Here is a 20871-nt window from a genome sequence, read left to right as displayed (position 1 = left end):
GGGGCCGCGCACCCGGCGCACCCGGGCGGCGGGCCGCGCGGCCGAGCAGGCCGCAGAGCGCGCAGCGGGGGAGTGGGGTGCGGGGTGGCGCGGGGACGACGGCGTCTTCCGCGCGCCGAGCGCCGGGCCGCTGCCCGCCGTGCTGGGCCGCATCAGCGTCGAGGGGGAGTGGCCCAGCTCTGCCCTGGCCGGTGCTCCGCCGCTCCGCGGGCGGCGCCGCACCGTACTCCGCCGCGCCTGGCCGCTCGGGGTGGCCGCTCTGCTGCTGGTGGGGGCGGTCGTCGCCGGCGTGCGGGCCTGGCCCGACACCGCAGACACCGCCGCGGCCGGCACCGGGCAGCAGGCGGGCGCGGCCGAGGAGGCGCGCGACGCCAAGGCGCAGGCGTACTCGGCCGCGCAGCTGCGCGCGAAGGAGGAGGCCCGGCGCGAGGCACAGGACCTCCGCTCGGCAGCGGTGGAGCGCGCCGAGGCGTCGGCGTCGGGCACCGTCGCCGGGGAGAAGCGGCCCGAGAAGGTGACCGTCCGGATGACCGCGGAGCGCCGCACGTGGGTGAGCGTCACCGGGCACAACGGCGAGACCGTCTACACCGGCGCCATGAAGAAGGGCGAGTCCCGCGAGTGGAGTGACGAGAAGGAGCTCCACTTCCACGTCGGAAACACCGCGGGCGTCCGGATGGAGGTCAACGGCGTCGACCAGGGCAGCCTCGGCACCCGCGGCGCGGTCAAGCGCTTCACCGTCTCGACCGAGGACGCCGAAGGCTGATTGCGCTGACCGCGCCGCCTGCCGCCGGGAACGGCCGGGAGGAGAGCATCCCGCGGGCGCACCGCCGTCCTGCGGTGCGCCGCAGCGGAGCCGGGCGCGGCAGCTGCGCGGCGCGCGGCCGCACCGCGGCAGGTTCGGGCGGTGGAGCGTGCCCACGGAAGCGGGGTGTGCGCCGGGCGGTGGCCAGGGCGGCGGGGAGAACATCTAGGCTGGTGGCCAAGCCGGTCACTCCGGGTGGACGATTCCCCTAATCTTGGAAGCCATGACATCGCGCCGTACTGTCTCACTCGTCACCCTCGGGTGCGCACGCAACGAGGTCGACTCGGAAGAACTCGCCGGTCGGCTGGCGTCCGGGGGATGGGACCTCGTCGACGGCGACGCCGGCGGCGAGGCCGACGTCGTGGTGGTCAACACCTGCGGCTTCATCCAGGCCGCCAAGCAGGACTCGATCGACGCGCTGCTCGGCGCCGCGGACCGCGGCGCCAAGGTCGTTGCCGCCGGCTGCATGGCTGAGCGGTACGGCAGCGAACTCGCCGACGCCCTGCCCGAGGCCCAGGTCATCGGGTTCGACGACTACTCCGGTATCGCCGACCGCCTCGACGACGTCCTCGCCGGCAAGGCCCTGGTGCCGCATGCGCCGCGCGACCGCCGCACCCTGCTGCCGATCTCCCCGGTCGAGCGGCACGGCGCCGACACCCACGTCCCCGGCCACGGCCAGGGCGGTGCGGCCCCCGGGACGCTGGACGCGATGCCCGAAGGGATCGCCCCGGCGTCCGGCCCGCGCATCCCGCGCAAGCGGCTCGCCGGCGGCCCGGTGGCCAACCTCAAGATCGCCTCCGGATGCGACCGCCGCTGCACGTTCTGCGCGATCCCCGCCTTCCGCGGCGCCTCGCTGTCCCGCCAGCCCGACGAGGTCGTGCGCGAGGCCGAGTGGCTCGCCGAGCAGGGCGCCCGCGAGCTGTTCCTGGTCAGTGAGAACTCCACCTCCTACGGCAAGGACCTCGGCGACCTGCGCGCGCTGGAGAAGCTGCTGCCGCGGCTGGCCGGCGTCGAGGGCATCGACCGGGTCCGGGTGAGCTACCTGCAGCCGGCCGAGGTGCGCCCCGGGCTGGTCGAGGTCATCACCGGGACGCCCGGCGTCGTGCCCTACTTCGACCTGTCGTTCCAGCACGCCAGCGGCCCGCTGCTGCGCCGGATGCGCCGGTTCGGCGACCGGGAGCGCTTCCTGGAGCTGCTGGCCGGCGTGCGCGAGCTGGCGCCCGAGGCGGGCGCGCGCTCCAACTTCATCGCCGGCTTCCCCGGCGAGACCGAGGAGGAGTTCGGCGAGCTCACCGCCTTCCTCCAGGAGGCGCGACTGGACGCGATCGGCGTCTTCGGCTACTCCGACGAGGACGGAACCGAGGCGGCCGGCCACTCCGGCAAGCTGGATGAGGACGTGGTCGCCGACCGGGTGGACCGACTCAACCGGCTCGCGGAGGAGCTCATGGCACAGCGCTCCGAAGAGCGCATCGGCACGCGTGTCGAGGTGCTCGTCGAAACCGGCCTCGGCGACGGGGTGTTCGAAGGCCGCGCCGCCCACCAGGCACCCGAGGTCGACGGCAGCACCGTCGTCGCGGGCTGCGGCGACGTGCGCCCCGGCGACCTGGTGCCCGCCGTCGTCACCGGCGCGTTCGGTGTCGATCTGGAAGCCGAGGCAGACCCGCGATGAGTGCGCAGAGCCCCGCCCCTGCACCGCACGTCCCGGTGCTCAACATCGCCAACATCCTCACCATCAGTCGGCTGGTGATGGTGCCGGTGTTCGTGGTGTTCATGTTCCTGCCCGAGCCGGCCTGGCGCTACGCCGCCTTCGCCGTGTTCGTGATCGCCGCCGTCACCGACCGGGTCGACGGCGAGCTGGCCCGGCGGCGCAACCTGGTCACCGACTTCGGCAAGCTCGCCGACCCGATCGCGGACAAGGCACTGACCGGTTCCGCGCTCGTGGTGCTGTCGATGCTCGGCGAGCTGTGGTGGTGGGTGACCATCGCCATCCTCGTGCGCGAGCTCGGCATCACCCTGCTGCGGTTCGCCGTGATCCGCTACGGCGTGATGCCGGCCAGCCGCGGCGGCAAGCTGAAGACGGTGCTGCAGATCGTGGCGATCGCGGTCTACCTGTTCCCGCTGCCGGATCCGCTGCACGTCATCGCCCACATCGTGATGGGCGCCGCGCTCGCCGTCACCCTGATCACCGGCGGCGACTACGTCGTCCAGGCACTGCGGCTGCGCGCCGAGGCCCGCCGCAAGGGCACCGCGGGGACCGCGGAGTCCTAGGGCGGGTTCGGCGGGCGGACGCCCGCTGCGCCGGCACCGCCCGCCGAACCCGCCCCGCCAGCCCCGACAGCGAAGGGAGGCGCCGACGATGCCGGAAGCCCGCAGCGGCGCACCCGCCCCCGCTGCCTCCGGCGCGGACGGCCCCGCGGGTGAACGCGCCGCTGCAGCAGTGGCCGCGCTCGCCGCGTCCGGCGCCACCCTCGCGACCGCCGAGTCACTGACCGGCGGCCTCATCGGTGCGCTGGTCACCTCCGTACCGGGCGCCTCGGCGGTCTACCGGGGCGGCGTGGTCTCCTACGCCACCGGCGTGAAGGCCGGCCTGCTCGGCGTCGATCCGCAGCTGCTGCACCGCGCCGGCGCCGTGCACCCCGACGTGGCAGTCCAGATGGCGCTCGGGGCCCGCCGATCGCTGACGGCCGGTTTCGGCCTCGCCGTCACCGGCGTGGCCGGGCCCCAGCCGCAGGACCGCCAGCCCGTGGGCCGCGTCTACGCCGCCGCGGCCGTGCCGGGGGGCGCCGTGCGGGCCGTCCGGTTCGACCTCCCCGGCGGCAGGCCGGCCATCCGGGCGGCCACCGCCGAGCGCGCTCTGGCGCTGCTCACCGCCTGTATCGGCCCCTTTCCCGGCGGTCCCTCCGCACCCGCTGAAGTGGGCGCCCGGTGTGCCGCCAGCGGGGGCACGGTGGTCCGCATCACCCGCGGTTGAGACCTCCTGGACCGTTCAGGACGGCCGCTGCGGGGAACAAATCGTCAACAGGACCGTGTTACCCCTCCAGCGAACAGCTGGTCATGCGGTGTCACGATCGGACGGGTGACAGGTACGGTGTTTTCATGAAGGTCGCGACCGCTGGGAGGGAGCGCGAATGATGGTCCTGCTTCGTCACCTGCTCGGTGACGTGCTACGGCGGCTCCGGCAGCGACAGGGCCGCACCCTCCGCGAGGTGTCGGCCGAGGCGCGCGTGTCTCTGGGGTACCTGTCGGAAGTCGAGCGCGGACAGAAGGAGGCCTCCTCCGAGCTGCTCTCCTCGATCTGCGGTGCGCTGGGCGTTCCGCTGTCGCAGGTGCTCCGCGAGGTCGCCGACCACCTTGCGCTCGCAGAGCTCCAGGAGGCGGCGATGCTCGGCGACTCGGTGGGTTCCGACGCGGTGCCCGAGGGGCTCGACCGGGTGCCGGACCGCGTGCCCGACGTCGTCGACATGGTCGGCGTGTAGCGGCCTGCGCGGTGCGCGCGGCGGCCCGCTGCGGCGTACGCCGGAGGTGCGCGGGCGCTCACGGCGCCCCGCGAACCCGGTCCCCGCGGCCGGAAGACATGCAGAGCCAGCAGACCTGGCCGAGAGAACGACTGCGGCGGGGCCGCCCGGGAGAATCCGGGCGGCCCCGCCGCAGTTCTGTGCCGGTGTGCCGCCTGCGGCGCTCAGCCGCCGCGAGAGCACTCGGCTGCGGCCGGGCGGGCGCGCGGGTGCGCCGGACGGGCCTCCGCGGGGATGCGCCGGCTGGGGCGCGCGTGGTGGGTCGTGTCCGCAGCGAGCGGTGCCCCGGGGTGCGTCCGCCGCACGGCCGGGGCAGGGGAGCGGGCGGGCCCGCTTCTCCTCCTCGCCCCTCGGTTGAGGAGAACGCTGCGAGGGGCGTGGCGGGGCGCCGCGCAGCAGGGCAGGTGTCCACCGGGTACGCCTGGGGCGTGTTGGGTGGGTGGCGTTTGTCGCGAGCGGTGTCGGCGGTGCACCCGTCGCTAGGCCGGCGGAGGAGTCAGGGCGGGGTTTTCCCTGTCGAGGAGAGGAGAACGCCGCGAGGGGGGTGCCAGGGCGCCGCGCAGCAGTGCAGGTGCCCACCCGACACGCCCTAGCTGGCCCACGCCTCCGGGTCCTCGGCGAGGCGGCGCACCGCGTCCGGCAGCTCGCCGGTGGACAGGTGCTCCAGGGTGACGCCTTCGAGGATGGAGCGCTCATTGGCGCGCAGGGCGATCCACACCTGCTGCAGGCTGCGGGCCGCCCCTTCGTAGTCGACGTCCTCTGGGCGCTCGCCGCGCACGTTGGCGAGCGGGCCGTCGACCGCGCGGATGATGTCCGCCAGCGAGATCTCTGCGGACGGGCGCGCCAGCCAGTAGCCGCCGACGGGGCCGCGCTGGCTGCGCACCAGGCCGGCGCGGCGCAGCTGGGTGAGGATGTTTTCGAGGAATTTTCCGGGAATGGCCTGGGCGCGCGCGAGTTGTTCGGCCGTAACCGGGCCGCCACTGGCGGCTGCGAGTTCGGCCGCGGCGCGCAACGCGTAATCGACCCGGGCAGAGAGGCGCATGCTGCGATTATGCCGTGAATCGGAGGGGCGGTGCACAGGGGCGCGGGTGTTGCGCTCCGCGCTGCGCGGTGCCGCGGTGGCCCGAGGTCATACCTGCCGCCTCCAGATCGCCGGGTGCGCCGCCCGGGTCGGATCCGGACGGCGCACTCACCCTACTCCCTCGGTGGGCTGCTCAGCCGCTCCCGCCGTGCCGGGCCGCCACCGCGGGTTCGGTCCGGCCCAGCAGCTCCGCGACGGCCTGGCCGCTGACGCGGGACGCGCCGTGGCTGCACACGTGCGTGCGGGCCGGCGGGCGCCACGCCGCCAGGCCCATCTCCACGACCACGGTGTCCGGCCGCAGCGTGCACAGCTCGGTGACGTAGGCGCGCACTGCCGGGTACCGGTGGGCGTCGCGCACGACCGCGATCACCGGGCGCGCCCCCGCCCGGCGGAGGACGGGGCCGGGGCCCTCGGCGGAGGCGTCCACCCGCTCGGTGTCCGGGAACCACGGGGCGAGCCCCCAGGGCACGTCGCCGACGGCGATCCCGGCCGGCACGTCGAGCTCGACGACGACCGGGTCGGCCCGGTCCCCGGCGGCGGGCAGCGGGCCGTCGACGGCCACCGCGCGGCGGGCACCGTCCAGCCCGGCCGGCACCGCCGGGGCGTCCTCCCCGGCGGCCGGGGCCCGCTCGGCGGTCCAGGCGCGCAGCGCGGCCGTCCGCTCGGCCGCCTCCTCCAGCCGCTCGCCGGGCAGCCGGCCGCTGCGCACAGCGCCGGTGATCGCCGCGCGCACCGCCGCGACGCCGTCGGCGTAGCAGAACCGGCCCAGGCACAGCAGGTCGCAGCCGGCGGCCAGGGACCGCACGGCGGCCTCCGGCAGGCCCACCCCGCCGCTCACGCCGGCCATGTCCAGGGCGTCGCTGATCACGGTCCCGGTGAAGCCCAGCTCGCCGCGGAGCAGGTCCACCAGCACCCGCCGGCTCGTGGTGGCCGGACCGTGCACGCCGAGCCCGGGCAGCGTGATGTGCGCCGTCAGCACGGCCTGCGCGCCCGCCTCCACCGCAGCGCGGAACGGCGCCAGCTCGCGGATGCGTAGCACCTCGGCCGGCGCGTCCACACTCGGCAGGTCCACATGGGAGTCCTGCTCGGTGGCGCCGTGCCCGGGGAAGTGCTTCGCGGCGGCTGCCACGCCGGCCTCCTGCAGGCCGCGTACTGCGGCCGCGGCGTGCCGGGAGACCAGGTCGGCCTGGGCCCCGAAGGAGCGGGTGCCGATCGTCGGGTTGGCGGCCGCGGTGTTGACGTCGACCGTCGGCGCCAGGTCGAGGGTGAAGCCCAGCCCGCGCAGTTCCGCGCCGAGCTGCGCGTGTACGCGGCGGGTCAGTGCTGTGTCGTCGACTGCGCCGAGCGCCGCGTTGCCCGGGTAGTCGCTGCCGTGGGCCTGGCCGATCCGGGTGACGTCACCGCCCTCCTCGTCCAGCGAGATCAGCGGGGCCGCGCCGGCGGCGGCCAGCGACCGGGTCAGGGCGCGCAGCTCGCCGGGCCCGCGGGACAGGTCGATGTTGTTGTGGAACAGGCAGACGCCGGCGATCCCGTTCTGCAGGCCGTCCAGGATCCACGGCGGTGCGGACCCCGCCTCGAACGGGACGAGCAGGGTGGCGTTGGCGAGGCGGTCCAGGGTCGGGTCCGCGGTCATCGGGCGGCTCCGTTCAGTTGCGGTGCGCGGCGGCGGTGCGGCCGCGGCGGGGCGTGCAGGGCGCGTGCGGGCACGGCGCGGCGGGGCCCGGGAGCCTGCGCGGCGCCGCCGCCTCACCCCTTGACCGCGCCCATGGTCAGGCCGGAGACCATTCTCCGCTGGACGAACAGGAAGAACACCATGACCGGCACGGTGAGCAGCGTCGACGCGGCCATGATCGGCCCCCACTCCGTGCCGGTGCGGCCGAAGTAGTAGGAGAGCGTCAGCGGCAGCGTGAAGTATTCGGTACTGCGGCCGAGGAATGTCAGCGCGACGATGAACTCGTTCCAGGCGGTGATGAACGCGAAGATGCTCGCCGCGACCAGTCCGGGCGCCACCAGCGGCATGAGGATCTTCCAGAAGATGGCGGCGTTGGTCGCCCCGTCGATCGCGGCGGCCTCCTCCAGCTCGCGCGGGACGGCGGCGACGAAGCCCCGCAGCATCATGATGGTGATCGGCAGCGACACGGCGGTGTAGACGATGAGGATGCCGGTCAGGTTGCCGAGCATGGTGATGCCGGAGGCGTCCTGGATCTGCCGGAAGTTGATGAAGATGGAGATGATCATGGCCTCCATCGGCACCATCTGGATCACCATCAGCAGCACGATGAACGCCGTGCGCAGGCGGAACCGGAAGCGGGCCACGGCCACCGCCGCCAGCAGCGACAGCAGCGCGCCGGCGGCGACCGAGACCAGCGTGACGGTCAGGCTGTTCACCAGGAACTGCCAGAAGTCCACGCCGGGCAGCAGCCGGCCGTTCACGACCCGGTTGAAGTGCTCCAGCGAGAAGGAGCCGGGGATCAGCGTCTGCTCGGCGGAGAAGATCTCGCCCTGCGGGCGCAGCGCCGTGGCCAGCATCCAGTAGACGGGGAACACCGAGAACACCAGGACCGCGACGCCGGCCAGGTACATCCAGGCCGAGTGCAGGCGCCGACGCAGTGAGCGGCGCGGGCGGCGGCGGGGCCGGGCGGAGCCGGTGCGGCCGCTGGCGGCCGGTGGGGCGGCGGCGCGGGCCGGCGGGCTGGTCGGTTCGGCGCTCATCGGGTCTCCCCCTGGCGGATCATGATGCGCAGGTAGTACGTCGACACGGCGAGGACCAGCAGCGTCATCACGACGGCGATCGCCGACCCCATGCCGTAGTTCGGCGGGCTCGCAGCGAAGCCCTGCTGGTAGATGTAGTAGGAGAGCAGGTAGACCGACTTGTTCTGGAAGCTGTTGGCCAGGATGTAGAGCTGGGTGAACACCCGCAGGTCCCAGATGATCTGCAGCACCAGCAGCAGCGCGAACAGCGGCCGCAGCATCGGGAAAGTGATCGTCCAGAAACTCCGCCAGGCGCCCGCGCCGTCGACCCGGGCCGCCTCGTACAGCTCGCCGGGGATGCTCTTCAGCCCGGCCAGCACCGACACCGCGATGAACGGGAACGACTGCCACACGATCACCAGGATCAGCACGGTGAACAGCGATCCCGGCTCCAGGAACCAGTTGAAGTCGCGCCAGCCGGAGCCCACCAGCCAGTCCGGCATCCGGTCCAGCACCACGTTGACCAGGCCCCGGTCGGGCATGAACAGCCAGCGGAACACCAGCGACGCGCTGATGGCGGGCGTGGCCCAGGCCAGCATCATGCCGATCGCGACCGTGGTGGAGAACCACTTGGGCAGCCGGTGCAGCAGGTTGCCGACCAGGGTGCCGAGCACCAGCGTGATGCCCACCATCAGCACGCACACCACGACGGTGTTGGCGAGGATGGTCCAGAACTCCGCGTCGGTGAGCAGCGTCCGGTAGTGCTCGGTCCCGATGAACTCGGGGTCGGGGCCCGCGGGCATCAGGTGCCGCGTGCTGTACCCGTGCAGCGAATACCAGACCATCTGCGCGATGGGCGCGATCAGCACGACCGTCAGCAGGATCAGCGCGGGCGTGATGAGGAGGTAGGGGGCGGGGAGCCGGAGCCGCCGGGTCCGGCGCGGCGCCGGCCCGCCCTCCGGTGCGCCGGCCGTCCGCTCGGTGCGGTCGGGCGGCGGCGCCTCGACGGTCTGTGCCATGGCGGCCTCGCAATCTAGCGGGCGGAGTAGGGGGCGGAAGGGGGATGCGGCGGCGCACCCGGTGCGGGCGCACCGGCGGCGCCGTCCGGGACGGCGCTGGGTGCGGGAGGTGCCGCCTCCCCCGGGGCACGGGGGAGGCGGGGCGCCCGGAAGGAGAGGGGGCCCGGACGCCCCGCTGCGCGGCGGTGCCGGCGGCGGAGCCCGCCGGCTCGCACGGGCACCGCCGCGGGATCCGGCCGGGCCCTGAGCTGCCCTGTCCCGCCGGGGGAGCGGGGGCGGGCGTCCGGCCGGGCGCGCGGTCCCGGTCCGCGCGCTAGTCGGTCTCTTCGTTGAGGGTGGCGGTGAGGTCCTCATCTGCCTTGGCCAGGACCGCATCCGGGTCGCCGCCCTTGACGATCTCCAGGACCGCCGCGGAGAGGATCTTCTGGTCCTGGTCGGCGGCGTTCCAGCGCGGCGTGGTGGGGAAGAACTGGGTGTTCTTCATCTGCTCGGCGCCGGCCGCGGTGACCGGGTCCTCCTGGTAGGCCGGGTCGTCGAGCATCTCCGGGTAGGCCGGGAAGAAGCCCGCGGCGTCGGCGTAGTCCTTGCCGCCCTCCTTGCCGCCCATCAGGGCGAGCAGCTCGAACGCGTGCTCGGGGTGCTCGGTGGTGGCGAACACCCCCAGCGCGGAGCCGCCGGCGAAGGCCGGGGCAACGCCGTCGGCACCGGGGATCGGCGCGGCGGAGATCTCCTCCAGCAGCTCCGGGTCCTCCGCCTGCTCCTCCATCTGGGTCATCGCCCAGTTGCCGTCGATGTACATGCCGAGGTTGCCGTTGGCCATGTCGGCCAGCGGCACCAGCTCGTTCTCGCCGACGTAGGACTGCGGGGAGATCTGCTCCTCGGTGGTGAGCGAGGCGTAGAACTCGATGGCCTCCTGCGACTCGGCGGAGGAGAGCCGGCCCTGCCACTCGCCGCCCTCCTCGACCGCGAGCTCGCCGCCGTTGCTCCAGATGAAGCTGGCGACGCCGTTGGTGAAGTCGGTGGGTGCGGCGAAGCCCGGGACGCCGTGCTCCTCCTCGATGGCCTTCGCGGCGTCGACCAGCTCCTGCCAGTTGCCCGGCGGCTCCTCGCCGAGGTCCTTGAACCAGTCCGCGCGGTAGTAGAGGGTGCGCACGCCGGCGAACCACGGCACGCCGTACTGCGCGCCCTCGAACGTGCCGTACTCGAGGGCGTCCTGGTCGAGGTCGGCCGCCTCGTCCCACTCGGCGACCTGGTCGTCGACGGCGAGCAGCGCGCCCTGCTGGGCCCAGTTGGCCGTCTGGTCGTTGCCGACCTCGAGGACGTCGGGGGCGTCGCCGCCGGCGACCGCGTTGGTGATCGAGGTCTGGGCGTCCTCCCAGGGGATGAACTCCACCTCGACGGCGGTGTCGGGATAGGTCTCCTGGTAGCGCTCCTCGATGGTGTCGAAGTAGGCGGTGAGCTCGTCGGCGGCGCTGCCCATGACCCAGACGGTCAGGCTCTCCGGGGCTTCGGAGGGGTCGGCTCCTCCGCCGCCCGATCCGCAGGCGGTGGCAAGGAGCACCGCCGCGCCGGCGGCTGCGGTCTTCGGGACTCTCATTCGGTCTCTCCCTTCACGCGGCGCCACGCGCGATGACCGTCTGCGGGGGGCGGGTCGGCGTCGAACGCTGTGCAGGCTTCGTGATCGGTGCGGCGGTGTGCTGAAGTAGCACCCGTGCGTGCGCTTCTGCGGCCCTGCCGCCCGTCGGAGACGAGACCGCGGTCACGTTGCGCGCTAAACTAACAAGAAACTTTCTTAACTAATAGGGATGGGGGTGTCACGGTTATGTCTCGGCGTCCGGGGACTCCGCGGCTGCTGCGCCAGCTGAACGACCGTGCCGCGCTGGAGCTCCTGCTGGCGTCCGGGCCGCTGACGCGCACGCGCCTCGGCGAGGAGACCGGGCTGTCCAAGGTCACGGCCTCGCAGCTGCTCTCCCGGCTGGAGGAGCGCGGCCTCGTGCACACCGTCGGCACCCAGGCGGGCGGCCGCGGCCCCAACGCCGCGCTCTACGCCGTGGTCCCCACCAGCGGGTACGCGGTGGCGCTCGACGTGAGTGCCGCGCAGGTCCGCATCGTGCTCGCCGACGTGGCGGGCACCGTCATCGCCGAGGCGGCGGTCGAGCCGGCCGCCGCTGCAGAGCCGGTCGGGGCGGTGTGCGCCGAGGTGGCGGCGCTGATCGAGCGCTCCGGCGTGCCGCGGGAGCGCATCAACGCGTGCGTGATCGGCACGCCGGGCGTCGTCGACCCGCGCAGCGGCACCGTCCGGTTCTCCTTCGACCTGCACTCCTGGCTGGAAGGGGTCTTCGACGCCCTCGGAGCCGAACTGGGCCGGCCGGTCACCATCGAGAACGACGTCAACCTCGCCGCGCTGGCCGAGCACGCCGAGGGTGCGGCCGCCGACGCCTCCGACTTCGCCCTGCTCTGGTTCGGCCGCGGCGTCGGTATGGCGATCATGCTGGACGACCGGATCCACAGCGGCCGCTCCGGCGGCGCGGGCGAGATCGGCTACCTCCCGGTCCCGGGCGCCCCGCTGCCCGCCGAGGCCGGACTGCCCGGCGGCTACCAGTCGCTGCACAGCGACGACGGCAGCATCGCGCACGGCTTCCAGTCCCTGGTGGGCGCAACCGCCATCGTCGAGCTCGCCCGCGCGCACGGCATCGACGCCCCGACCGCCGCTGCGGCGCTCACCGCCGCCCGCGAGGGCGGCCCGGCCGGCGCCGGGTTCCTGTCCGTGCTGGCCGAGCGCATCGCCCGCGGCGTCGCCTCCATCAGCGTGGTCCTCGACCCGGGACTGGTCGTCCTGAGCGGCGAAGTCGCCCTCGCCGGCGCCGACGACCTGGCCGGCCGCATCGCCGCCGCCGCCCCGACCATCGGCCCCAACGCCCCCGATGTCGCGATCGGCCGCGTCGCCGACCCCGTCCTCCGCGGCGCTCTCCTCCTCGCCGTCCGCAACGCCCGAGAGGAGCTCTTCGCAGCCGCGGAGTGATCCTCCCGGGGCGGGTTCCCCGCGGAATATCGTGATTCTCCGTGATGGGCCGGGTGTGCGCTGTAGTTTTCTGGCGTGTCACCCACCCAAGACCATGAGACCCGGGTTCAGCCCCTCTCAGGTCAACGCTGCAGGGACAACCCGGACCTCGCCGCGGTACTGCTCAGCCGGTGCCGCGGCGTCGACGTCCCGCACTACGAGCAGGCAGTCCTGCACAGCGTCGACGTCGGCCACACCGTCCCGGTCGAGCGCCGGGCCGACGCCGTCGTCGGCCTGGTCGATCCCACGGTGATGGAGAAGAAGGCGGACCACGGCGCGACCGAGATGGTGATTGTCGTCGAGGTCCAGCTCAAGCCGGCGACCGACAAGGTCGCCCGCTGGGCCCAGTGCCTGGGGATGGTCGCCGGTACCGAGCAGTGTCCGGTGGCCCTGCTCGTCATCTGCCCGCACCAGGTCACCGCCGACGTCTTCGACACCTGGTTCGAGCTCGGTCCCGGCTATCGGATCCATCCGCAGGTCATCGGCCCCGACCGCCTCCCGCCGACCGTGTCCGCCGAGGAGGTGGTGCGCGCTCCCGAGCTCGCCCTCCTCGCGGCCGCCGCCCACCCCGGTGCGCCCGGGGCGATCAAGGCGCTCGCCGAGGGGTTCGACACCCTCGCCCAGGCCACCGCAGCGAAATACACTGAGTACACGCTCGCCCTCCTCGACGGCGAGGCTCGCGCCGAGATGGACGGAATCATCGCCATGGGTGCCGTGCATTATCGGAGCGAGTTCACCGACCGCTTCCGCGAAGCGGGTATCGAAGAGGGCATCCTGGTCGCCCGGCGCCAGGATCTCCTCAGGGTGCTGTGGCACCGCGGTGTGCCCGTGGGCACCGCAGAACGGGTGCGGATCGATGAATGCGCGGATCCGGACGTGATGGACCAGTGGTTTGAACGCGCCTGGTCGGTCACGTCGGCCGCGGAGCTGTTCACCGACTGACCGGGGTCAGGGCTGCGTCCAGTCGGCGTCGGCGCCGGTGAGGCGGGCGGATTCGGTCCACAGGCGGCGGGCGGCGGAGGTGTCGCGGGCTGCCGCGGAGCGGGAGCAGGGGCGTGGGGTGCCGGACATGCCGAACAGGCCGCCGGGGCCGATGTAGGCACCGCCGCGCAGGGCGGGGTCGACGGTGGCGCGGACCGTGGGCAGTGCGCCGCCCACATCACTCTGGCCGGTCAGCGAGGTTGCCTGCCGCAGCAGCGACGCCGTGCGGGTCCGGCCCTCCATGGCCGGGCCGGTCGAGGCCAGCTCTGTTGCCGCCATCCCCGGATGGGCCGCCATTGAGAGCAGCCCCGCCCCCGCCTCGTCGGCCCGGCGCTGCAGTTCCGCGGTGAAGAGCAGGTTGGCGAGCTTGGAGTTGAAGTAGGCGGGCCAGCGCCGGTAGCGGCGTGCGTCGGGCACCGCGGTGGTGACGCGGCGGGCGCCCCGGTGCAGTTCGCTGGAGACCGTGGTGACCCGGGGCTCCGGCGCCGCCAGCAGGCGCGGCAGCAGCAGGCAGGTCAGTGCGAAGTGGCCCAGGTGGTTGGTGCCGAACTGCATCTCGAAGCCGTCCGCCGTGGTGCGGAACGGCAGCGCCATCACGCCGGCGTTGTTGACCAGCAGGTCGATGCGGTCCGGTGCGGTTTCGGCGAACGCGCGGACCGACCCGAGGTCGGCCAGGTCCAGCGCAGCCAGCGACACCTGTGCTTGCGGCACCTCGCCGCGCAGGCGCTCCAGTGCTGCCTGGCCGCGCTCGGCGCTGCGGCAGGCCAGCACCGTCTCCGCGCCCAGTTCGGCCAGCATGCGCGCCGCCTGGTAGCCGATCCCGGAGTTGGCTCCGGTGACCACGGCGACCCGGCCGTCCTGCCGGGGAGCGCTGTGCAGGGTCCACGCTGCTTGCGCCATCGTTCCTCCTCCGGCCCACGGACCGTTCCTGCAGTCGGGCTGCCCGGGCGCGCCATGCTATCTGCGTTGCGCCTGCCCGGCCGCGGCGGCGCCCGGTGCGCCGCCGTCCAGCCGGAATTCCATGGCGATCCGCGGGGCGACGCCGATGCCGGCCTGCTCTTCGGCCCGCCATTGCGCGGCCAGGCCGGGGCCCCAGTTCTCCGCGGGGAGTTCGGCGAAGCCGCGCGCGGCATAGAACGGCGCGTTCCACGGCAGATCGCGGAACGTCGTCAGGGTCAGCCGGCTGAATCCGGCGGCTGCGGCGTGCGCGCAGGCGGCCCTCAGCAGCGCCGACCCGATGCCGCGCCGCCCGTGCGCCGGATCCACGGCGAGCTGCTCGAGATGGGCGGCGCCGTCGAGCTCGACCAGAGCGGCAAGCCCCACCGGCGGGTCTCCGGCCACCAGCACCGCGGAGAACCCCTCCGCCCCGCGGACGTGCGCGAGCATCTCCCGCGGATCGTCCTCGGGCAGGTCGAGCCCTGCATCCGCGAACATCCGGTCCGCGGCCAGACTCACCCGCACCACCTCGGCCTCGTCGGCCGCGGTCATCTCCCGCACGGCTACCGTTTCCACCATCCCCTCACCCTCTCAGACCCGCGTTGCGCACCCTGCGGAGAGCGGCCTGCGCGGCCGCACCCGCTGCCAGCCGGAGCGCCGCGGGCGGCCGGGCAGGACTGCTGCCGGGCGCCAGTGGTGTCGGGGCGGTGTCAGCGCAGGCGGAGGCCCTTCGGGGTGGGGTGGAAGCCGGCGGCGGAGAGAGCGGGGTCGAGCGGGGTGTCGAAGACCGGGGCGCCGTCGGCGCGTTCGACGGTGAGGGCGGAGACGCGGCCCGCGGAGACCGCGTCGGCCAGGGCGCCGGCGGCGCGGCGCAGCGCGTCCGGGCCCGAGCCGAAGGTCAGTGCGGTGCGGCCGCCGCGCTCCAGGTAGAGGGTCGGCACGCCGCCGTCTAGTACGACCAGGGCACCCGCCTTCCTCCCGGGCCGCGCCCCCGCCGCACCGGTGTCCGGCCAGGACAGTGCGGCGCCGTAGACGTTGGCCGGGTCGGTGGCCGCGAGGACCAGCGGTGCGGTGCCGGGAGAAGCACCCGCAGCGGCCCGCGGGGCCGGTACGCCGCCCGCCGGAGCGAACGAGCGCAGCCGGTCGACCGCCCCGGGAAGGGCGAACTGCGCGGCCCCCAGGCCCTCGACGAAGTAGCCGCGCCGGGCCCGGCCGGCCTCCTCGATCCCGCGCAGGACCGGGTAGACGGCGCCGAACCCGCCGCCGGTGCGCTCCCCGGTGCGCCGCCGGACCTGTTCGGCGACCACCGGCCCGCGGGTCACCAGCCCGTACCGGTCCAGCAGCGCCTCAGCGCCGGCCAGCGCCCGCCGCGTCGGATCGGGCTCCCGCTCCGGCAGCACCCACCAGCGGCCCGCCGCGGTCGGCGGCCCCGACCGACTCGGCATCGACGGCCGCCGCGACCGGCGCCGGTGCGCCGCGCCGCCCGCGCCGCCCGCGCCGAGCAGGGCGCGCAGCGGCGCCAGCGTGTCGTTGGCGAGCACGCCCGCCCAGACGAGGTCCCAGACGGCGCCGACCAGTGCGGCGTCGGATGCGGCAGCGGTGCCTTCGCGCCCCGCGACCCGGTCGGAGAGGTCGCGGAAGAACAGGGCCCCGCCGCCGTCCAGTGCGGAGCGGACCGCGGACTGCAGTACGTCTTCCGCCGCTTCGGCCGGATCGGGCAGCAGCTCGGCCGCCTCGTCGGACGGGACCAGGCAGACCCAGCCGTCGCTGGCACTGATCCGCCCCACGCCGGCCCACAGCACCTCGCCGGCCGCGGTGAGCTCGTCGAGCATCGCCGGGGAGTAGTCCTCGACACGGGCCGGCAGCACCAGCGACTCCAGCGCCGACGCCGGCACCGGGCAGCCGCGGAGTCCCTCCACGGCGGCGAACACGGCGTCCGGTCCGCGCAGCCGCCGGCGCTCCGCCGAAGGGCGGTCCGGTGCGGCGTTCTGCCACGCCGGAACGAACGACGCCAGTGCCCGCTGCGGCACCGGCTCGACCTCCTCGCGCAGCCGCGCCACGGACGCCCGCCGCAACCGCCGCAGCACGCCCGGGTCGCACCATTCGGTGCCCTGCCCGCCGGGCCGGAAGCCGCCTTCGACCAGTCGGCCCTCGCCGGCCAGCCGCGCCAGCACGCTGCGCACCGGCGCCCGCTCCAGCCCGAACCGGGCGGCAGCGGCTTCCGCGGTGAACGGGCCGTGCGTCCGCGCATGGCGGGACAGCAGATCCCCCAGCGGGTCCGCCACCGGAGCCGCGAACGCTGCCGCCGCACCACCGGTGAGGCCGCCCTCGGCGGCGTCCTCGGACGAGCCGTACCCGCCAATGCGTTCGAGGCGGCCTTCCTCCGCCCCGCCCTCCTGCCCCGCAGCCTCTCCGGCGGGGCTGACCGCGCCGGGACCGGTACCTGCCGCGGCCGCCGGCGCGGCACGGCCCGCTCCTCCGGCATCAGTTCCGCTGTCCGCGGCGCGGGATTCGCGGATGGTTCCGGAGCCGGCCTCCGAGGTCTCGCCGCCGTCGGCCGCTGAGCCGCTGCCCCCGCTGCTAGGGGACGCCGTTCCCGCCCGGTGGTCCTTGCCGGCGCTGCCGCCTTCGCCGGCGTGCGCGGGCGCGGCGTAGGAAGGCACGGCGCCGTCGGCGGCGCTGCCGCCAGTACGGGTGGACGCGCGGCGGGTTTCGGCGCCGGCCTCAGGGAGGCCGGTGCCGCCGGTGGGCTCAGCACCGCTGCTCTCGGTACTGCGGTCCTCCTCCGCGCCCGGCGTGCGCGGTCCGCGGGAGCTGCCGCGATCGGCGGGCGCAGCGGCGCCGCTGCCGACTGCGGCGGAAGGTCCATCGCCCGCCTTCCCGGCAGCCCCGGCTGCGAGGGCACCTGCGCCGGCGGACGGGGCTGCGAGCCAGGCGGGCAACGCCGTGCCCAGGGCGTCGCGGAGGCGGGCGGCGTCCTCGGCCGCGGCCCACTGCTCGGCGCCGGCCAACCGGACCCGGATGGCGCGCCGGGCCGCCTCCAGCTGATCCAGCCAGGCCGGCTGGGCGCCGCGCTCGGCGGCCTGGTCCGGTGTCAGCGGGCCGAGCTCGCGCAGCAGGTCCGCGGTGTCCTCCACGCCCTGCTCGGGGCGGACCCGGCGGTCCGGAGTCAGCCGCTGCAGCGCCGCCTCCACGTCGTCGACCACGCCGGCGTCCAGTAGCTCGCGCAGGTCGGCCTGGCCGAGCAGGTCGGCCAGCAGCTCCGAGTCGAGCGTCAGCGCCTGCGCCTTCAACTCGGCCAGCGGGGCGTCGCCCTCGTACAGGAACGCCGCGGTGTAGCCGATCAGCAGCGACTGCGCGAACGGCGACGCCTGCTCGGTCTGCACCTCGACGATGCGGGCGCGCCGCGCCGCCAGGTCGCCCATGAACCCGACCAGGCCGGGCACGTCGAACACGTCGCGCAGGCACTCCCGCACCGTCTCCAGCACGATCGGGAACTCGCCGTAGCGGCTTGCCACGGACAGCAGCTGCGCCGAGCGCTGCCGCTGCTGCCACAGCGGCATCCGCTTTCCCGGCCGCTGCCGCGGAAGCAGCAGCGCCCGCGCCGAGCACTCCCGGAAACGCGCCGCGAACAGCGCCGAGTTGCCCAGCTCCGCGGTGACCAGCGACTCGGTCTCCTCCGGGTCGAGGGCGACCAGGTCGGCGACGCGCAGCCGGCCTGCGGCGTCGTCCACGTCGGGCAGCCGCAGCACGATGCCGTCGTCGCCGTGCACCACCTGCGCGTCCAGCCCGAACCGCTCGCGCAGCCGCGCGCCGAGCGCCATCGCCCACGGCGCGTGCACCCGCGCACCCAGCGGCGAATGCAGCACCACCCGCCAGTCGCCCAGCTCATCGCGGAACCGCTCCACCACGACCGTGCGGTCGTCGGGCACGCTGCCGGTGGCCTCCCGCTGCTCCTCCAGATAGCCGACCAGGTTGTCGGCGGCCCACTCGTCCAGGCCGAGGCCGGCCGCGCGCTCCCGCGCCGCCGCCGGATCCAGCGCCTCCAACCCGCGCACGAACGCCCCGATCGCCCGCCCCAGCTCGGCGGGGCGCCCCGCCTGGTCGGCCTTCCAGAACGGCAGCCGGCCCGGACGGCCCGGCGCCGGCGTGACCAGGACGCGGTCCGGCGTGATGCTCTCGATCCGCCACGCAGTGGAGCCCAGCACGAAGACGTCGCCCACCCGCGACTCGTAGACCATCTCCTCATCCAGTTCGCCGACGCGGGTCGGCGCCCGGTCGCCCGACGACGCCAGGTGCACCGCGTACGCGCCGCGGTCGGGGATGGTGCCGCCGCTCACCACGGCGAGGCGCTGGGCACCCGGCCGGCCCTGGACCGTTCCGGCATCCCGGTCCCACACGACCCGCGGGCGCAGGTCAGCGAACTCGTCCGAGGGGTAGCGGCCGGAGAGCATGTCGAGCACGCCGGACAGCGCCGAGTCGGGCAGCCCGGCGAACGGGGCGGCGCGCCGCACCAGCGCGCCCAGTTCCGCCACGGGCCACTCGTCCATCGCGGCCATGGCCACGATCTGCTGCGCCAGCACGTCCAGCGGGTTGGCGGGCACCGCGATCTCCTCGATCGCGCCCTGCCGCATCCGCTCGGCGACCACGGTCGCGGCCAGCAGGTCGCCGCGGAACTTGGGCACGAACACCCCGCGCGACTCCGCACCCACGTGGTGCCCGGCGCGGCCGACCCGCTGCAGCCCGGATGCGACCGACGGCGGCGACTCCACCTGCACGACGAGGTCCACCGCGCCCATGTCGATGCCCAGCTCCAGGCTGGACGTCGCCACGACGCAGCGCAGCCGGCCCTCCTTCAGGTCGGCCTCGATCTCGGCGCGCTCCTCCTTGGAGACCGACCCGTGGTGGGCGCGCGCCACGACCACCCCGGCGCCGCGGCTCTGCCCCGACTGGCCCGCGACTTCGGAGGGGACTTCCTGCGGCGGCAGCCGGGGCGCGTCCTCTGCGCCGGGGAGAGCAGAGATCTGCTCCGCACTGCTGTGGAGCTCCCAGTCGCCGTCCGGGGCGGTGCCGGGGCGGGAGCCGGCCGCCCGCTCCGTCGCGAGCTCGTTGAGCCGGGCGCAGAGCCGCTCCGCCACCCGGCGGGCGTTGGTGAACACGATCGAGGAGCGGTGCTGCTCCACCAGGTCGAGCACGCCCTCCTCCACGTGCGGCCAGATCGACGACCGCGCCTTGGTCGCCGTATCGTCGGCGCGCTCGGCCCCCACCGTCGACTCCAGGCCCGTCATGTCCTCCACCGGAACCCGGATGCGCACGTCCAGCCGCGGGTCGGCGGGCGGTGCCACCACGGCGGCCGGCTCCGCGCCGCCGAGGAAGCGGGCCACCTCCTCGGCCGGGCGGACCGTGGCCGACAGCCCGATCCGCTGGGCGCGGCGGCCGGTCAGCGCGTCCAGCCGCTCGAGCGACAGGGCCAGGTGTGCGCCGCGCTTGGTGCCGGCCAGGGCGTGCACCTCGTCGAGGATCACCGTCTCCACCCCGGCCAGGCCCGCGCGGGCCTGCGAGGTGAGCACGAGGAACAGCGACTCCGGGGTGGTGATGAGCACATCCGGCGGTGCCGTGGCGAGGTTCCTCCGCTGGGCCGCGGGGGTGTCGCCGGTCCGCATGGCCACCTGCACGCCGAGCGGCTGCCCCGCTTCCCGGGCGATGCCCGCGAGCGGGCGGTCCAGGTTCCGCTGGATGTCGGCGGCCAGGGCTTTGAGCGGCGACACGTACAGCACGCGGCAGCGCAGCGCCTTCTCCGGGCGCGGCGCCGACGCCAGCCGGTCCAGCGACCAGAGGAACGCGGCCAGGGTCTTGCCCGATCCGGTGGGTGCGACGACGAGGGCGTCGCGCCCACCGGAGATCGCGCCCCACGCCCCGGCCTGCGCTGCCGTGGGGCCGTTCGGGAAGGCCGCGGCAAACCAGGAGCGCGTCGCCGCGGAGAACGCCGCCATCGGATCGTCGGACATCGGCTCGGACATGAGGCCAGTGTGCCTCCCCGCGCTGACGGAACCCGGGAGCGAAAGGCCCGCCGGTGGACAACCGCCCGCAGCCGAACGGGACCGCCCCGCCTCAGCTTCCGGGGTGATTCGGGACCTCCGGCTGCGCCGAGCGGAGTACACCGGTTCGCTCCCGCGGACGACGGGCCGGGGGTCTCCACTCCGCAGCGTCGGCCGGGGTCCGGGCGGGACAGCCCGGACCGGCCGATGGAAGGGGCGCCCGTGAAGCCCCTGGGTAGGGCTGCAGCCGGCCTCGTCGGCGGCGGGGCGCCGGGCTCGCCCTGCCGGTTCCACTGCACTCCGCCCTGGAGGCTGCGGGCTGCGGAACCCCGCTCCCGGCCGCCGCGGGACTGCTTCCCTCAGTGACTGCGGCGGCGGGCGCCGTCGCTGCCCCGCTGATCGCCGCCCGCAGCGACGGCAGCTGGCCCCGGTGGCCCGGCCGTTCCGGGCCCTGGGCGCCCGCAGCGGGGCGGGCGCCGCGCGGCCGCGGGCGCGATCCGCGACGCTGCAGGTGCCGGGCCGGCCACGTATCAGCGAGGCGGATGCACTGGAGCTGCCCGAGCTCCGCACCCACGCGCCCGGGCCGTCGCCGGTCCACGGCTCCGTGCCCGCGCCCGCCGCGCCGGCGCGGACGGCTGGAAAGGATGCGGCGGTGCGGGACCGGAAGGGGACGGGTCCGCGGCAGCGAGGCCGGTGCGGAGGCCGCAAGGCGCGCGGCGCGACGGCGCAGGCCCCCGGGCGCCGGGC

General features: G+C 75.0%; 15 protein-coding genes. 7 read left to right on the top strand and 8 right to left on the bottom strand.

Going from position 1 to position 20871, the window contains the following annotated elements; genetic code table 11:
- The 5 genes from ACYVGT_RS10480 to ACYVGT_RS10460 all read left to right on the top strand — a co-directional run.
- The coding region (locus ACYVGT_RS10480) for a DUF4115 domain-containing protein (RefSeq protein ID WP_460856503.1) at nucleotides 1–763 on the top strand (763 nt) is incomplete at its 5' end.
- A gap of 262 nt (nucleotides 764–1025) precedes the next feature.
- Entirely contained in the window at nucleotides 1026–2471 is a 1446-nt protein-coding gene (rimO, locus tag ACYVGT_RS10475) for a 30S ribosomal protein S12 methylthiotransferase RimO (RefSeq protein WP_460856501.1), read from the top strand.
- The gene (pgsA, locus tag ACYVGT_RS10470; RefSeq protein ID WP_460856499.1) at nucleotides 2468–3070 is read left to right on the top strand and encodes a CDP-diacylglycerol--glycerol-3-phosphate 3-phosphatidyltransferase; all 603 of its coding nucleotides are present in this window, start codon (nucleotides 2468–2470) and stop codon (nucleotides 3068–3070) included. Before rimO ends, pgsA begins: the two co-directional genes overlap by 4 nt.
- An 88-nt stretch (nucleotides 3071–3158) precedes the next feature.
- The gene (locus tag ACYVGT_RS10465) at nucleotides 3159–3773 is read left to right on the top strand and encodes a CinA family protein (RefSeq protein WP_460856496.1); all 615 of its coding nucleotides are present in this window, start codon (nucleotides 3159–3161) and stop codon (nucleotides 3771–3773) included.
- Between the two features lie 157 nt (nucleotides 3774–3930).
- Nucleotides 3931–4278 (top strand): helix-turn-helix domain-containing protein, encoded by a 348-nt coding sequence (locus ACYVGT_RS10460; RefSeq protein WP_460856493.1) that lies wholly within the window; start codon nucleotides 3931–3933, stop codon nucleotides 4276–4278.
- Nucleotides 4279–4906: 628 nt separating this feature from the next.
- Here the strand turns inward: ACYVGT_RS10460 and ACYVGT_RS10455 are convergent.
- The 5 genes from ACYVGT_RS10455 to ACYVGT_RS10435 all read right to left on the bottom strand — a co-directional run bounded on the left by ACYVGT_RS10455 (nucleotide 4907) and on the right by ACYVGT_RS10435 (nucleotide 10705).
- Complete coding sequence (locus ACYVGT_RS10455; RefSeq protein WP_460856491.1) at nucleotides 4907–5359, bottom strand: RrF2 family transcriptional regulator; 453 nt, start codon at nucleotides 5357–5359, stop codon at nucleotides 4907–4909.
- Between the two features lie 172 nt (nucleotides 5360–5531).
- Nucleotides 5532–7031 (bottom strand): glycoside hydrolase family 3 protein, encoded by a 1500-nt coding sequence (locus ACYVGT_RS10450; RefSeq protein WP_460856488.1) that lies wholly within the window; start codon nucleotides 7029–7031, stop codon nucleotides 5532–5534.
- 113 nt (nucleotides 7032–7144) lie between these two features.
- Nucleotides 7145–8110 carry a carbohydrate ABC transporter permease gene (locus tag ACYVGT_RS10445; RefSeq protein WP_460856485.1) on the bottom strand — a complete coding sequence of 322 codons (966 nt, stop codon included), beginning with the start codon at nucleotides 8108–8110 and terminating at the stop codon, nucleotides 7145–7147.
- A complete protein-coding gene (locus ACYVGT_RS10440) occupies nucleotides 8107–9108 on the bottom strand; it encodes a carbohydrate ABC transporter permease (protein WP_460856483.1) in 1002 nt (333 codons plus the stop codon). The genes ACYVGT_RS10445 and ACYVGT_RS10440 overlap by 4 nt, the downstream gene beginning before the upstream one ends.
- Nucleotides 9109–9421: 313 nt before the next feature.
- The gene (locus ACYVGT_RS10435; protein ID WP_460856481.1) at nucleotides 9422–10705 is read right to left on the bottom strand and encodes an extracellular solute-binding protein; all 1284 of its coding nucleotides are present in this window, start codon (nucleotides 10703–10705) and stop codon (nucleotides 9422–9424) included.
- A gap of 225 nt (nucleotides 10706–10930) precedes the next feature.
- Here ACYVGT_RS10435 and ACYVGT_RS10430 point away from each other — a divergent pair, with 225 nt between their 5' ends.
- On the top strand, nucleotides 10931–12130 hold the full coding sequence (locus ACYVGT_RS10430) for an ROK family transcriptional regulator (RefSeq protein WP_460856478.1): 1200 nt from the start codon (nucleotides 10931–10933) through the stop codon (nucleotides 12128–12130).
- A gap of 75 nt (nucleotides 12131–12205) precedes the next feature.
- Complete coding sequence (locus ACYVGT_RS10425; protein ID WP_460856476.1) at nucleotides 12206–13111, top strand: hypothetical protein; 906 nt, start codon at nucleotides 12206–12208, stop codon at nucleotides 13109–13111.
- Between the two features lie 6 nt (nucleotides 13112–13117).
- On the opposite strand, the gene ACYVGT_RS10420 is transcribed toward ACYVGT_RS10425, so the two are convergent.
- The 3 genes from ACYVGT_RS10420 to ACYVGT_RS10410 all read right to left on the bottom strand — a co-directional run bounded on the left by ACYVGT_RS10420 (nucleotide 13118) and on the right by ACYVGT_RS10410 (nucleotide 20094).
- The gene (locus ACYVGT_RS10420) at nucleotides 13118–14050 is read right to left on the bottom strand and encodes an oxidoreductase (protein ID WP_460856474.1); all 933 of its coding nucleotides are present in this window, start codon (nucleotides 14048–14050) and stop codon (nucleotides 13118–13120) included.
- 57 nt (nucleotides 14051–14107) lie between these two features.
- Nucleotides 14108–14665 (bottom strand): GNAT family N-acetyltransferase, encoded by a 558-nt coding sequence (locus ACYVGT_RS10415; protein ID WP_460856471.1) that lies wholly within the window; start codon nucleotides 14663–14665, stop codon nucleotides 14108–14110.
- A 131-nt stretch (nucleotides 14666–14796) separates the two neighbouring features.
- On the bottom strand, nucleotides 14797–20094 hold the full coding sequence (locus ACYVGT_RS10410) for a DEAD/DEAH box helicase (protein WP_460856531.1): 5298 nt from the start codon (nucleotides 20092–20094) through the stop codon (nucleotides 14797–14799).
- Nucleotides 20095–20871 lie beyond the last annotated feature (777 nt).

The organism is Nocardiopsis coralliicola, from assembly GCF_054779695.1.
Note: the sequence above shows the minus strand (reverse complement) of the source record. Positions and strands in the feature narration are given on the sequence as shown.